We start from the raw sequence: 14,250 nt of genomic DNA, 5'->3' as shown, positions 1-14,250 counted from the left end.
AATTAAATTGATGAGAAAAGGAGTCTTACAAATGAAAGCACTACGCTGGCACGATCAAAAGGACATTCGACTAGAGGAAATTGACGAACCAACAGTTGCTCCAGGAAAAGTGAAACTGAAAGTAAAATGGTGCGGCATTTGTGGTAGTGATTTACATGAATATTTAGGCGGGCCGATCTTCATTCCTGTGAATGAACCTCATCCACTTACAAAAGAAAAAGCACCCATTACACTGGGACACGAGTTCTCTGGTGAAATTGTAGAAGTTGGTGAAGGCGTGAGTAATTACAAAGTAGGCGATCGAGTGGTTGTTGAACCTATTTTTGCAACTCACGGGCACCAAGGTGCTTACAACTTAGATGAAAACATGGGCTTCTTAGGACTTGCTGGTGGCGGTGGAGGATTCTCTGAATATGTATCTGTCGATGAAGAATTACTTCATTTGTTACCAGACGAAATTTCATATGAGCAAGGTGCACTTGTTGAACCTTCTGCAGTTGCTTTATATGCCGTTCGTTCTAGTAAAGTACAAGCTGGGGATACAGCAGCTGTGTTTGGCTGTGGACCAATTGGTTTACTTGTCATTGAAGCATTAAAAGCAGCTGGTGCTACTGACATTTATGCAGTGGAATTATCAAAAGAGCGCCAAGAAAAAGCAAAAGAACTTGGAGCGATCATTGTAGATCCTTCTCAGTATGAAGATGTTGTTCAAGAAATCGCACGCCGTACAAATGGTGGAGTCGATGTTTCTTTTGAAGTGACAGGTGTACCTGTTGTATTGAAGCAAGCAATCCAATCAACTAGAATTTCAGGTGAAACAGTCATTGTAAGCATTTGGGAAAAGGGCGCAGAAATTATGCCGAATGACATTGTCATTAAAGAACGTACAGTCAAAGGAATCATCGGCTACAGAGATGTTTTCCCATCTGTATTAAACTTAATGAGAAAAGGCTATTTCTCTGCAGACACACTCGTCACGAAGAAAATCAAGTTGGACGATGTGATCGAAGATGGCTTCCATGCATTAATCAATGAAAAAGATCAAGTGAAAATTTTAGTCAGTGCTGAATAAGTAGGACGAAAAAGAGAATGGCATCTACCATTCTCTTTTTTTAACGTCCAAGAGATTTTCCGTACACGCTGACTCGTTTCTCTAACAAAGCAAAAGCGAGTTCAAAGAAAATACTAAGCATCCAATAGATCAAAGCAGAGACAAGATACGTTTCTAAAAACTTGTAGCCATCATTTGCAATGATGCGCGAGATTCCCATGATTTCTAGTACACCAATTGTAAACGAAAGGGATGTGGCTTTTAACAGCTGAATGAGCTGATTCCCTAGGTTTGGCAGGGCAACCACAAACGCTTGCGGTAAAATAATGCGAATCATCGCCTGTCTAGTGGTCATGCCAACGATTTTCGCCGCTTCAAGCTGCCCTCTGTCTACTGCAAGAAGTGCGCTTCGGACCACTTCTGTTAAATGTGCGGCTGAATGCAGGCTGAAGGTGATAAGGGCAACGGTAAGCGGGGAGACCATATCCGGGTGAAAGGTCAACCCAAAAGTGCTATTCATTTTGGTCAGAACAAATGGAATGCCATAAAAGAAAGCAAACAACTGAACAATGAGAGGTGTTCCTCTAAAAAATGAGACATAGAGTGTGACCAGCTGGCGGAGCACAGGGATACGAAAGAGGCGAATGAAAGCAAAAACAGATCCAATCAAAAGGCTCACAGCCATAGAAACAAGTGCAATCAATAAGGTAAAGGGAACGCCTTTTAGAATATGTGGTATTTGGTCAATCGCAAATGATATATCAATGGTTTGCATCAAATCGCCTCCTTAGCGTGACAGGCTGGTGCGGCCTTTCACAAATTTTCTTTCCAGTAGCATCGTGATCAGTTCAATACTGATGCAAATCAGCCAATACACAATTGCAATGATGACGTACACTTCAAACATCCCTATCCCGTAGTTATTGCCTAGGATGATTTTGACCTGTCCCATCATATCAATGAGTCCGATTGTAAATGCAATGGCGGTATCTTTCACGAGATCAATGGTGTAATTTCCGAGGTTCGGAAGTGCAATGAGAAAGGCTTGCGGAATAATGATCCTCATTAATGCCTGCGTATCTGTCATCCCAACAATGTAAGCTGCTTCAAGCTGATCTTTCCCAACAAAGGAATATGCACTGCGAAAGACTTCAGATAAATAAGCGCCCGTATGTAACGAGAATGTGATCATCACAAATAACACACGATCCCAATGATTGATTTGAATTCCGGCCATGAGTAAAAGCTGAGGCAGGCCAAAATAAATCAGAAATAACTGAACAATGAGCGGTGTACTTCGTGTAAATGACAAATAAATGACCGCCAATTGTTTCAGCACTGGAATTTGTTTGATTCGAATGCAAGCAAACAGCAATCCGATGATGATGGCAAAAAACAATGACACCACAATCATAAGAAATGTGAGTGGCAGACGATCAACCACTTGTAAAAAGATTCTCAGCCAATCTCCAGCTGTAAACGTCATGGCGCTTCCTTCCTTTCTTCATATTGATAGCCTTGCTCTGATATATAGTCAATATCTTGAAAGAAATCAACGCCAAACCATTTCTTCGCAAGGTCAGGTAATGTTCCGTCTTCTATCATCTCTTGTGTCACTCGGTCCAATTCTGATGCTAGTTTCTTTTGACTAGGCTGTAAGACAAGATAAATAGGTTCCTTTGAGACAATGCCGCCCACTTTGACTTTCAGGTGAAGATGTTTTTGAATCGTATCAAAGGTCGAAATATTCATAAAAGCCGCATCGGACCGTCCACTTTCGACTCGTTTTAAATTGAGTTCGTTTGAAGGGCTTTCAATGGTCGTGAGCGGAATTTTCCGATCATTTTCTTCATTATATTGATTTAATATGGAACGAAGGCCGCCGCTAGGACTGACGGGAGCGAGCTTTTTTGATGTCATATCGTCTAGAGATTGAATATCTTGCTCTGATTCATTCACAATTAAACCTGTCATCGAATAGCCGTATGGAACCTTAGGATAAAGAAAGCGTTTTTCACGTTCAGGATTACTAAAAAACCAATTAGCCGCCATTTCAAATTTCCCAGCGCCGATCCCAATTAAATTGGATTCTTCCTCGCCAAAGATATAATCAAAATGAATGTGTGGCAAACGTTTCTCGACTTCATTTAAATAATCGATGTTATAGCCAATCGGCTCGTTGCGGTCATTTGTGGCTAAAAAAGGAGGATTGACTTCTGCGCTTAGTGCGACTTTGACAATTTGTCTGCCATCATCTGTTGTTGTTTTCACACTGCTACAGCCAATGAGAGAGAGGAGAAACAGAAGGATACTAGCGGCAGTGAATAAAGTCTTGCGCTTCATCTGTCTTCCTCCAATCCTTGCCACATCCCGCGATGAATTCTTGATAAAAATTGTTTCGTCCGTTCATGCTGAGGTTTCATCAGGACGTCTTCTGGTGAGCCTTTTTCAACGATTTCCCCATCTGCCATAAAGATCACTGTATCCGCTACATCCTTTGCAAAAGAGATTTCATGCGTCACAATGACCATCGTCATGCCTTGGCTCGCAATATCTTTCATCATTTCAAGGATTTCTCCGACCATCTCTGGGTCCAGTGCGGACGTTGGTTCATCAAACAAAAGCACCGCAGGATTCATGGCAAGCGCACGGGCAATTCCGATACGCTGCTGTTGACCGCCGGATAATTCACTTGGAAACGCATCTTTTTTATGAAGCAGCCCAATTCGTGTTAACAATTGCTCTCCGATTTTTTCCGCCTCTTTTTTAGACATGTTTTGAGACACAATCAATCCTTCTGTGATGTTTTCAAGTGCTCGTTTATTTTGAAACAAGTGATAATGCTGAAACACCATAGACGATTGCTGTCTGAGTTTTAGAAGATCTTTTTTTCGATATTGTTCAAATTGAATCGTAGCTTCTCCAACTGTCAGCGTTCCTTTGTCTGGGATATCAAGGCTGTTTAGACTGCGGAGAAGTGTTGTTTTTCCTGATCCGCTCGGTCCAATAATGGCGACCACTTCACCTTCTTGTACGGTGAAATCAATTCCTTTTAACACATGAGTTGACCCATAGGATTTATGTAGATTAGTAGCAGAAATCATAAAAGCATCACGTTCCTTTGACATATGTACTTAATATTGATAAAATTTAACACATTAAATCCTATAAGTAAAGTGTGTTTTAATAATACCTATTGGATAAATCGGATATGATAGATTGCGAGAAACAGAGGAGTTGGATGCGTTTTGTCTAAAGCATTATTTGTCGATACAGATTTTCAAAAAAATTGGCTAAATCAACTAGAATCCCTTCGTGAAACGATCGAACAATCTGCAAAAGAACATGATGAGGGTGCCTATTTTCCTAAACAAAATATCGAATCATTAGTAAAACTGGGCTATACAACGTTGTCTCTGCCCGTTGAGTACGGGGGCGGGGGTCAATCTGTAAAGGATATGGTTCTTTTTCAAGAAACACTAGGAAGTATGGATGGAGCAACTGCCTTATCGATCGGCTGGCACCAAGGAGTTGTTGGTGAAATTTATGAAAAGAAACTATGGAATGAGAAGCAGCTGCAATTTTTTGCTGAAGAAATCAAAAATGGGGCTCTTGTGAACCGGGCCGTCAGTGAGGCGCAGACAGGGAGTCCAACAAGAGGAGGCAAACCTGGAACAACTGCAACGAAATCAGGAGATCATTGGGTGATCAATGGCCGGAAAACATTCACAACGATGTCACCAGCACTCACATACTTTCTCGTCGGTGTATGGATCGAAGAAAAAGAAGCGATGGGCTTCTTCTTAATTCACCGTGATACAAAAGGTGTTTCTATAGAAGAAACGTGGGATGTTGTTGGCATGAGAGGAACAGAGAGCCATGATTTAATTCTAGATCATGTGGAAGTTCCAGATGACATGTTGGTTGAAGTGCAAAAAGGACCTCGGGGCGGTACGTTAAACCCTTGGATCGCACACATTCCTTCCTGCTATTTAGGGATTGCACAAGCGGCAAGAGACTATGCTGTTCAGTATGCCATCACCCATTCACCGAACAGTATTAGCGGAACGATTAGCGAACTGCCAAATGTCCAAACACTGATTGGCGAAATTGATTTACTACTAAAGCAAGCACGCCATGTCATCTATTCAACGACAACATTGTATGAGCAGCCAGAGAAAAGAGAGCTGTTAATCAATGAATTCGGTGCTGTGAAGCATACAGTCGTCAATTATAGTCTGCAAGTGGTCGATAAAGCCATGCGTTTAGTCGGTGCAAAAAGCTTAAGCCTTAGCTGCCCGCTTCAACGTTACTATCGAGACATTCGTGCTGGCCTTCATAACCCACCAATGGACGATATGACGATTTCGAAAATTGCAAAGCAAGCGATTGAAGAGAAAAAATGGAACGTACAATAAACAGAAAGCCGGATAAAACCGGCTTTTTTTATATGGCAGAAAAGAGGACAAGCGTACCTTATGTCTTATCGCTCAACATGCTAAAATCGATACAAATCATGGGAAAAGGAGCGGTTTTTTTGAAGAAGCATATAAAATGGCTATTTTCCACTATTATGCTGATGGCACTTTTTATCGGCCAACCTTCATCAAGCGAAGGAACATCACCATCGTGGTCAGTAGATGAATTTTTGAAAGACCGGGAAGGCACATTTGTGATTCAAGAAGTAAAAGAAAAATCACCATGGGTGTATAACAAAAAAAGAGCGAACAAGCGCTTTGCACCACAATCAACGTTTAAAATAGTAAATGCCTTAATCGGACTTCAAACAGGTGCAGTTAAAGATGAATACGACATCAAATATTGGGACGGAGTAAAAAGAGAGATTGATAACTGGAATAAGGACCATACACTGGGCTCTGGCATGAGAGATTCAGTCGTCTGGTATTATCAAGCCATGGCACGTGACATCGGGGAAGAACGCATGGGCCATTGGATAAAAGCCATTCATTATGGGAATCAAGACATATCTGGCGGAATTGATCAGTTTTGGCTAAGCAGTACGTTGAGCATTTCTCCAGTAGAACAAGTTCATTTCCTTAAACAGCTATATGAAGAAAGTCTCCCATTTGACCTATCGGTTATGAGAACCGTCAAACGAATGATGATACAAGAAGAAGAGAAACACACCACGCTATACGGAAAAACAGGCTCCGGATCAGGAATCGGCTGGTACGCAGGCTTCATCAAACATGAAAACAAAACCTACATCTTCGCCACAAATATAGAAGGCACCGGACTAGAAGCAAAAGAAATCACCTATCGTATTTTGAAAAAATATCATTTGGTAGAAGCATCCGTTTAGGGTGCTTTTTTTATGAGTGAATTTGGGGATATATTGATAAAAAGATGATACTTGGGTTAGTTTGAAAGAATGATATATTTTTAGAAAAATATTGAAACGTTATCTTAAATATATTATGATATATGACGTATTGTTACAAATGTTACAAATATATGATAAGGAGATTAATATGAACCTAAAAAGAAAAGTAAATTGGAAAAGAAATATTGCAGCGCTTCTAGCCTTTGTGATGCTTATATCAATGTTACCTTCTGACATTTTTGCAGAAGAACATGTAGAAAATACAAAATCAAGTCATAACAGCATGCCAGAAACAGACGATTCAAAAACCCTTGAAATAGCAGGGATTGATGAAGCTGAAATTGGTAAAGACGGAGAAGTTCTTTCGGAAAGAACAGCCAATAGCAAACTTTTCTATGAAGGAGAGGGAGTATTTACGCAAGAAGTATATCCTGACCCCATTCATATAAAAGAGTCACCAGATGCTGAGTGGGAGGACATCTCTCCAGAGTTAAAAGCAACTTCGAAAAAAGAAATAGAAACGGAAAATGCAAGGTTAGATTCAACCTTTCAAAAACAAATGAAGCAAGGGCTTTATGCTACATTCGAACACAAGAAGCATCAAATTGAATTTTCAATTTTAAAAGCTTCAGGAACAAACAAATCAGAAATTCGTTCCAAAGATACCTCTGCACAATTTAAAGAAAACACCAACGAACTTACATACGAAGAGGTATTTCCACATATTGATTTACGATCATTTACTTTTAATGAAAATATCAAAGAAGATATTGTACTCAAACGATATGATGGCTACAATTCTTTTACATTTAAAATAAAGACAGATCTAACTGGAGAAATTGAGGAAGATGGTTCTATTAGATTTTTTGATCAGAAAAAACAGACCATTTTTCAAGTTCCAAAACCGTTTATGACCGATTCAAATCTAGATGAAAAGTCAGGCGAAGTGGCTCGATCAGAAGATGTGAGCTTTGAATTGCAAAAAGAAGATGATGGCTATTTACTTCGTGTAACTGCTGATGAGAAATGGCTTAAGGATCCTGAACGAGTTTATCCTGTGTCTATCGATCCATCGACTTCTTTATCTGTTTCATCAGACACATTCATTATGAGTGCATACCCAACAACAAACTATTCAACATCTACGCAAAAATGGGATGCTAATCTGAAAAGTTATGTCCTGAAAACCGGTTATTATGATAAAACAACTGGTACAAACTACGCGTTCATGAAGTTTAATTCATTCAAACCGATTCAAAATATGAATGTAACAAAAGCGACGCTCAAAACGTATGTTGCTCATTCATATTACGGGACGAAAGCAACTGGTCTTTGGCTTGATACAGTGAATGCCAACTATGATCATACAAAGCTAACATGGAACAATAAACCAAGTTCTAAAAACATCGGTAAGGCCAACGTATATAAAGGACAATGGGCGAGTTATGATGTGACATCGACCATCAAAGCTTGGAATAGTGGAACAGCTAACTACGGCTTTAAATTACATGCTAATGGAAATGGACAAGACCATTGGAAAAAAATAATCTCATCAACAAACTCAACCAAAAAACCAGTCATTGAAGTCACATATACCATTCCACAAGCAAATGCACCAACTGTAAAAGGTTTTAGTAATGGAAATGGGACAGGTTACTTAAACTTAAGTTGGAAAAAGGTGTCTGGCGCAAAAGGTTACAAAGTGTGGCTATACAACGGAAAAGAATATGAAGCCATTTCAGTTGGGAATGTAGCATCATGGAGTACAAAAGGAAAGAATATTTGGCCGACAGCAAGCGAGATTGCAGCTAAGAAATATAAACTTCATTTAGATGGAAAAGGGGGGACAGAATTAGCAGTTGATCCTTCCCCGGTTTACAAAAACTCAGGTGGTAATTATGCGACAAGCAAAAATTATTGGGTAGCTGTAAGTGCGATTTTCGACCAAGGTGAAGGCGCAATGTCAGCAAAAGTAAAACCTGTCGTGCCGAATGTGGCTAGAGCGAAAGCACCTAGTACAAAAGGATTCAATAATAATAACGCAACAGGTTACTTTGATCTTTCTTGGACTTCAGTTTCCGGTGCGACCGGTTATAAAATACAAATGTTTAATGGGAAAAGCTATGAGACATTGGATCTCGGTAATCAAACATCATGGTCAACAAAAGGAAAAAAAGTATGGCCAACAGCTGCTGAAATTAAAGCAGGTAAATTTGCATTGCACCTCCAAGATGGAAAAGGGGCTGAGCTGCCAATTCATCCTGGTGCGACTTATAAAAATGCTGGAGGAGATGCGGCTCAAAAACATTATTCCTTCAGAGTGATTGCCTACAATAAAGATGGAGAAGCTATTGCTTCACCGCCATCTGGACCAACTTTACCTGATCTATCTAGACCGAAAGCTTTGTCTGGATATGCTTATACGAATACGAAAGAGAGCCAAACAGGTTATATCAATTTACATTGGGACAAAGTAAAAAATGCAAAAGGATATAAAATTAACATCTATAATGGTAAGGCATATCAATCATTTGATGTTGGTGATGTCGATCATTGGACAACACAAAATAAGAATATTTGGCCGACTCCTACTGAGGTTAAAAATGGGAAATATGTGCTTCATACAGATGATAAAGGCGGGGAATTAGCGCTAGACCCATCACCAGTTTATGAAAATGCGAATGGAAATTATAAAGGACGCAAGAACTACTCCTTTACCCTTTCCGCTTACGATGCAAATGGAGAAACCATTCCGACACCAGCCTTTAACCCGACATTCCATGAAGGTGCCGAATTCCTTGGAATAGAGGATTACTGGTCGATTATTGATATACCAGACGGCCAGCTGAATGGTGCAACTGGTAATGTGATTGTCAGTGAAGAAGAAATGTCGATTGATGGAAGAGGACCGGGACTTGGAATTGGTCGCACGTATAACAGTTTAGATGCAGCTGACCATCTGTTTGGTCAAGGGTGGTACGCAGATGTAGAAACTAGTATCACGCCAACAAAAGAAGGTGCCATCTATCTTGATGAGGATGCCACAACTCATATTTTTACAAAAAAAGCAGATGGTACGTATCAACCACCAACAGGTATTTTCCTTGAATTAACGGAATCAAAAGATGAATACATGTTAAAAACAAAGGATCAAACCTTTGCACACTTTAGTAAAAATGGTGGGAAAATCACCAAGATTGTAGATGGACATAAAAATACAACGACATACAAATATAACGAAAACAATCAGCTCACTTCAATGGAAGATGCATCTGGCCGAAAAATAACAATGGAATATGATGAAGATGGTCATATCACCTCGGTTCAAGGACCAAAAGGGAAAAAACTTTCATTTGAGTATGATGCAGGCTTACTAGTAAAAGTCATTGATTTAGATGGAACGAGTATCTCATATGAATACGACAAAGAAGGAAAATTGATTAAACAATTCTCTCAAAACAGCACAGAAGATCAGCCTGTTTTTACAGAATACCAATATGAAAATCACCGTTTAGTCAAAGCGATCAATGCAAAAAAAGAAACCTTTGAGTATGCATATGATATGTCTAAAAAGACACTCATGCTGACGCAGCCAAACGGTCGGAAAATACAGTATACGTATAATGAAGCAGCCAACCCGATTCAAGTTGTAGATGATGCGGAAGGGCTTAAAATTACTACTAAAACGAAATATGAAGGCAACCAAATCGTAGAAGAAACTGATCCCAATGATGTAGAAAAAGGAAAAGCTACAGAAAGCTATTCGTATGACAAAAATGGCAACGTCATTCTGGCGAAAGATGCTTACGGGACAGAAACCTACGAGTATAACAAAAACAATGATGTCATTAAAGTAAAAGATACAGAAGGAGATATCACAGATATCGCCTATGATGGATTAGATGCTGTATCTGAAACGGATCAAAGTGGAAATATGTCTTCAGCAAGTATTTATGATTCGTACGGGAATTTGGTACAAACGAGTAAAGAACTTGCTGCAGGTGCGAGTATATTAAAAAATGGCAGTTTTGAAGATACGCTAACTGGCTGGAAGCTTACAGCATCTAAGGATGAAGGGAAATTAGCACAAACAGCTGGGAAAAGTGGTGTGTTATCTGGTAGTCGAGTGTTAGAGATCAGTTCACAATCGACAACTGAAGGAACAGAACTTGGCTATTCTTCGGCTACACAAGAAGTAATACTAGAGCCAAATACGACGTATACACTGAGTGGGAAAATAAAGACAGAACTAACGAAAGCAAGGGCATTTTTTAACATCGATTTAAGAGATACAAACAACAAACGAATTCAATGGATCAGCAACGGTTACAGCACATTATCAGGCAAAAACGATTGGACAAAACGCCAAGTCACGTTTACGACGCCATCTCATGCAGGTAAAGCTGTGATCTATATGGAAGTGGATCATCGAGATAAGGCTGGAAAAGGAAAAGCCTGGTTCGATGAAATTCAGTTAGAAAAAGGCGAAGTTTCATCAAGTTATAATCCAGTCAAAAATAATTCCTTTACAGATAAAACAACAAGCTGGAGTGGGTCAGGTGGTTCATTAGATAATGAAGAAGGCTTTAACGATGACGTTTCGTTAAAAATGACAAGAACCTCTTCAACTCAAGCAAATGCCATCTATAAACAATCTGTACCGATTGAACAAAGTGCGAATGATCAATCTGTATATGTCACATTGACTGGGATGTCTAAGGCTGAAAATGTCAAAGCCTCAAATGAAAATGATTACTCACTTCAAGCGTTCGTTACGTATACAGATGGCACAACAGGAACATTTAATGCGAAATTCCCAACCGGTACACAGGAATGGAACCGAGCAGCGGTTGTCATACCAAAAACAAAACCATTGAAAAAAGTCGATGTACAGATCGTTTTCCAAAAAAGTGCGACGGGAACGGCTTGGTTTGATGATATCCGTCTAGTAGAAGGAAGTCTTTTAACGAAAACCACTTACGACGAAAAAGGGAACTATGCAGTTAAAGAAGAGGACGAGCTTGGTTACTCATCTCAATCTGCCTACGATGAAACAGGCAAAAAACTTTCTGAAACAGATGCGAAAGGCGAAAAAACAACATTTGAATATGACCAGGCTGATCAGCTGAAGAAAATCACTTTATCTAACGAGACATCCATTGTGAGAACGTATGATAAAGAGGGCAATGAACAGTCGAAAACCATTCGTGCAGAGTCAGATCAGACGTATCAATTCGAATACGACCTAATGGGCAAATTGACAAAAACCATTGATCCATTAGGGAATGTGTTGAAAAGTGAATATGATGCGAATAGCAACTTAATCAAAACAATTTCTGCAAATGGACATGAAGTGTCTCTCACGTATGATGGAACAGACCGAGTGAAATCCAAGTCATACAATGGGACAGAAAAATATAACTTTAGCTATGATAAAAACGGAAACGAAACAACGGTTGTTAACAAAGAACAAAACACAACCAAAAACAGAACGTTCGACCAACAAAACCGCATCACAAAGTTAACAGAGCGTGGCAGCAGCCAAACTTGGACGTATCCAGCCAATTCAGATAAACTGAAATCCTTTGAATGGACACACGGAAATCAAAAAGGAACGAACCAATTCAGTTACAATAAGCTTGATCAAATGACGCAGATGAAGGATTCGGGTTCTACGTATTCGTTTGATTATGATGAAAATGGAAATGTTCAGTCCTTTATTACAGGTAACGGCAGTGGTGCTAGCTTTGCTTATGATGAGCGCAATTTAATTAATGATTTGCACATTGGAACAAGCCAAGGGGTAACGATCTTAAACGAAGCTTACGAATATGATCAAAATGGAAACAGAATAAAGGTTGATCAAGGAAGCAACGGGAAGATTCGTTATGAATATGGAAAATTAGATCAATTGATCAAAGAAACTTATCCAGATGGCACGGTCATTGGTTACACATATGATGGGTTTGGAAACAGAAAAACCGTCACGACTGAAAAAAATGGCACTAAAAAAACAATCAACGCATCATTCAACATCATGAACCAACTGACAAAGGTAAATGATGAGACTTTAACTTATGACAAAAATGGCAACCGAACGTCTGACGGGCAATTCCTTTATAAATGGGATGCAGAAGATAACATAACGGCCATCACGAAAAAAGGGGAAGACAAGCCATTTGTCACTTACAAATATGATGAGCGTGGATATAGAATTCAAAAAACAGTGAATGGAAAAGTCACCAATTATTTTTATGATGGTGATAGTCTGAATGTTTTATACGAAACAGATGGAGACAACGAAGTCACAAAAACATACACATACGGTGAGAGTGGACAACTCCTTGCATTCACGCAAAATGGAAACAAATATTTCTATCACTACAATGCACACGGTGATGTCATAGCCATCACAAATAGTGCAGGAAAAATCGTTGCTGAGTACGAATACGATACATGGGGCGTTCCAACAAAAGTAAAAGAAAATGAAGAAGTAAAAGGAAACCCATATCGCTATGCTGGTTACCGCTTCGACGAAGAAACAGGACTTTACTATCTAATCGCCCGCTACTATGAACCAAAAAATGGCGTATTCCTATCACTTGACCCAGACCCAGGAAGCGATGGAGATGCACTAGATCAAAACGGATATACCTATGGAAACAACAACCCAGTCATGAATGTTGACCCGGATGGTCATTGGGTATGGTTTGTTGTCAATGCAGGATTTGCGGTATATGATGGATACAAAGCTTATAAATCGGGCAAGGGCTGGAAAGGTGCGGCTTTAGCAGCAGCTTCGAACTTTGGACCTGGGAAGATATTTAAAGGTGCGAAAAGGGTTTATAGTTTTGCGAAAGGTAAAAAATACTTAAAGCCAGGACCTTTTGCTAAGAGATCTATTCCAGCGAGGAGTACAAGTAGTAGGCTTAGAAAGAAAGAACGTAGAATCCTTAATAGAATTGGAAATACACACGGTTGTCATACGTGTGGTGCGAGAGCCTCAGGTACAAAAAGTGGAAATTGGATAGCTGACCATCAACCTGTATCACAGTTGAGAAAAAAAGGCCAAGCTCAAAAGTTATTTCCTCATTGTCAGACTTGCTCTCGAAAACAGGGTGGGCATGTAAGTGCAATTATTAGAAAAAAATCTAGGAGGTAATTAAAGGTGAAAAAAGAAGAGATCTTATTAATACTGGATCAGTCTTTTCTTAAAAAAGAGATGCCTCTTTTGGATAATGGAAATTTTGATTTTGTCACAGGTAGATTTTCTGTATTTGTTGGAAGAGAAGATTGGCTAATTACAATTCAAATATTTGGTTTATCCAAATTGGGACCGGCCATAGATTGTTTTGCAATTGGAAATCAATTAAACAACAAACCTTCGAATACTTTGTTAGACTTTCCTTTTGATTTCATAGATCAACATAATACAATTATTGTGGATGAAGAGATAGAACCAGGTTTTACAAAAAATCCAATTCATATTAAATTAAGAGATCAATTTTTTGAATTTCATATTTCTGAGTCCTCTCAAACCCATATAAAAGAAGAAAATGAATGGATTGTTTGCTTAAGAGAAATGGCTAAAGACCAAATGTTTCTAGAGAGGCTCTGGTTGACAAGTAAAGAACAACTAGAATTATTCAATTTAAAATCAAGTTATACTCAACTGTATACAACTAATTCATGGTTTCACCCAGAATCGGATAAACATCTGCCTAGCCAAAATGTTTTTTTTCAAACAGTTGCTGAGAGTATAGTTTTTCATGATTCTAGTATTATCAAAAATGAAAAAAAGAACACAGAATGGAATTTATGGGCACATACTGACTCGGTAGAATATTATTAATCT

Annotated in this window: 9 protein-coding genes; 5 read left to right on the top strand and 4 right to left on the bottom strand. The window is 39.2% G+C overall.

Features of this window, described 5'->3' with window-relative positions:
• Positions 1–31 precede the first annotated feature (31 nt).
• A complete protein-coding gene (locus ACTJJD_RS02760; protein WP_008342621.1) occupies positions 32–1,072 on the top strand; it encodes a 2,3-butanediol dehydrogenase in 1,041 nt (346 codons plus the stop codon).
• A gap of 40 nt (positions 1,073–1,112) precedes the next feature.
• Here ACTJJD_RS02760 and ACTJJD_RS02755 read toward each other — a convergent pair whose 3' ends face one another.
• The 4 genes from ACTJJD_RS02755 to ACTJJD_RS02740 are packed head-to-tail and all read right to left on the bottom strand — an operon-like array spanning position 1,113 to position 4,155.
• Positions 1,113–1,826, bottom strand: coding sequence for an amino acid ABC transporter permease (locus ACTJJD_RS02755; protein WP_008342619.1), 714 nt, complete (start codon positions 1,824–1,826; stop codon positions 1,113–1,115).
• A 12-nt stretch (positions 1,827–1,838) separates the two neighbouring features.
• Positions 1,839–2,537 carry an amino acid ABC transporter permease gene (locus ACTJJD_RS02750; protein ID WP_440608081.1) on the bottom strand — a complete coding sequence of 233 codons (699 nt, stop codon included), beginning with the start codon at positions 2,535–2,537 and terminating at the stop codon, positions 1,839–1,841.
• A complete protein-coding gene (locus tag ACTJJD_RS02745; protein ID WP_142155560.1) occupies positions 2,534–3,394 on the bottom strand; it encodes an amino acid ABC transporter substrate-binding protein in 861 nt (286 codons plus the stop codon). The genes ACTJJD_RS02750 and ACTJJD_RS02745 overlap by 4 nt, the downstream gene beginning before the upstream one ends.
• Positions 3,391–4,155: an amino acid ABC transporter ATP-binding protein gene (locus ACTJJD_RS02740; RefSeq protein WP_024718348.1), complete on the bottom strand. Its 765-nt coding sequence runs from the start codon at positions 4,153–4,155 to the stop codon at positions 3,391–3,393. The genes ACTJJD_RS02745 and ACTJJD_RS02740 overlap by 4 nt, the downstream gene beginning before the upstream one ends.
• Before the next feature lie 144 nt (positions 4,156–4,299).
• Between ACTJJD_RS02740 and ACTJJD_RS02735 the strand changes: the two genes are divergently transcribed.
• The 4 genes from ACTJJD_RS02735 to ACTJJD_RS02720 all read left to right on the top strand — a co-directional run bounded on the left by ACTJJD_RS02735 (position 4,300) and on the right by ACTJJD_RS02720 (position 14,247).
• Positions 4,300–5,469: an acyl-CoA dehydrogenase family protein gene (locus tag ACTJJD_RS02735; RefSeq protein WP_440608080.1), complete on the top strand. Its 1,170-nt coding sequence runs from the start codon at positions 4,300–4,302 to the stop codon at positions 5,467–5,469.
• A gap of 119 nt (positions 5,470–5,588) precedes the next feature.
• Positions 5,589–6,374 (top strand): BPU family class D beta-lactamase, encoded by a 786-nt coding sequence (gene blaBPU, locus ACTJJD_RS02730; RefSeq protein ID WP_417901551.1) that lies wholly within the window; start codon positions 5,589–5,591, stop codon positions 6,372–6,374.
• 304 nt (positions 6,375–6,678) lie between these two features.
• On the top strand, positions 6,679–13,557 hold the full coding sequence (locus ACTJJD_RS02725) for a DNRLRE domain-containing protein (RefSeq protein ID WP_440608135.1): 6,879 nt from the start codon (positions 6,679–6,681) through the stop codon (positions 13,555–13,557).
• A gap of 6 nt (positions 13,558–13,563) precedes the next feature.
• Entirely contained in the window at positions 13,564–14,247 is a 684-nt protein-coding gene (locus tag ACTJJD_RS02720) for a DUF7003 family protein (protein ID WP_440608079.1), read from the top strand.
• Positions 14,248–14,250: the final 3 nt, after the last annotated feature.

Origin of the sequence: Bacillus sp. 22446 (assembly GCF_052044955.1) — a bacterium.
Taxonomy (GTDB): domain Bacteria; phylum Bacillota; class Bacilli; order Bacillales; family Bacillaceae; genus Bacillus; species Bacillus altitudinis.
The sequence above is the reverse complement of the archived record's forward strand: the minus strand, read 5'-3'. Positions and strand labels throughout refer to the sequence as shown.

Excerpts from the sequence above, each read along its gene's own strand:
- ACTJJD_RS02760 (WP_008342621.1), top strand. The coding sequence starts at position 32 with ATGAAAGCACTACGCTGGCACGATCAAAAGGACATTCGACTAGAGGAA.
- ACTJJD_RS02745 (WP_142155560.1), bottom strand. The coding sequence starts at position 3,394 with ATGAAGCGCAAGACTTTATTCACTGCCGCTAGTATCCTTCTGTTTCTC.
- ACTJJD_RS02755 (WP_008342619.1), bottom strand. The coding sequence starts at position 1,826 with ATGCAAACCATTGATATATCATTTGCGATTGACCAAATACCACATATT.
- ACTJJD_RS02725 (WP_440608135.1), top strand. The coding sequence starts at position 6,679 with ATGCCAGAAACAGACGATTCAAAAACCCTTGAAATAGCAGGGATTGAT.
- ACTJJD_RS02750 (WP_440608081.1), bottom strand. The coding sequence starts at position 2,537 with ATGACGTTTACAGCTGGAGATTGGCTGAGAATCTTTTTACAAGTGGTT.
- ACTJJD_RS02740 (WP_024718348.1), bottom strand. The coding sequence starts at position 4,155 with ATGATTTCTGCTACTAATCTACATAAATCCTATGGGTCAACTCATGTG.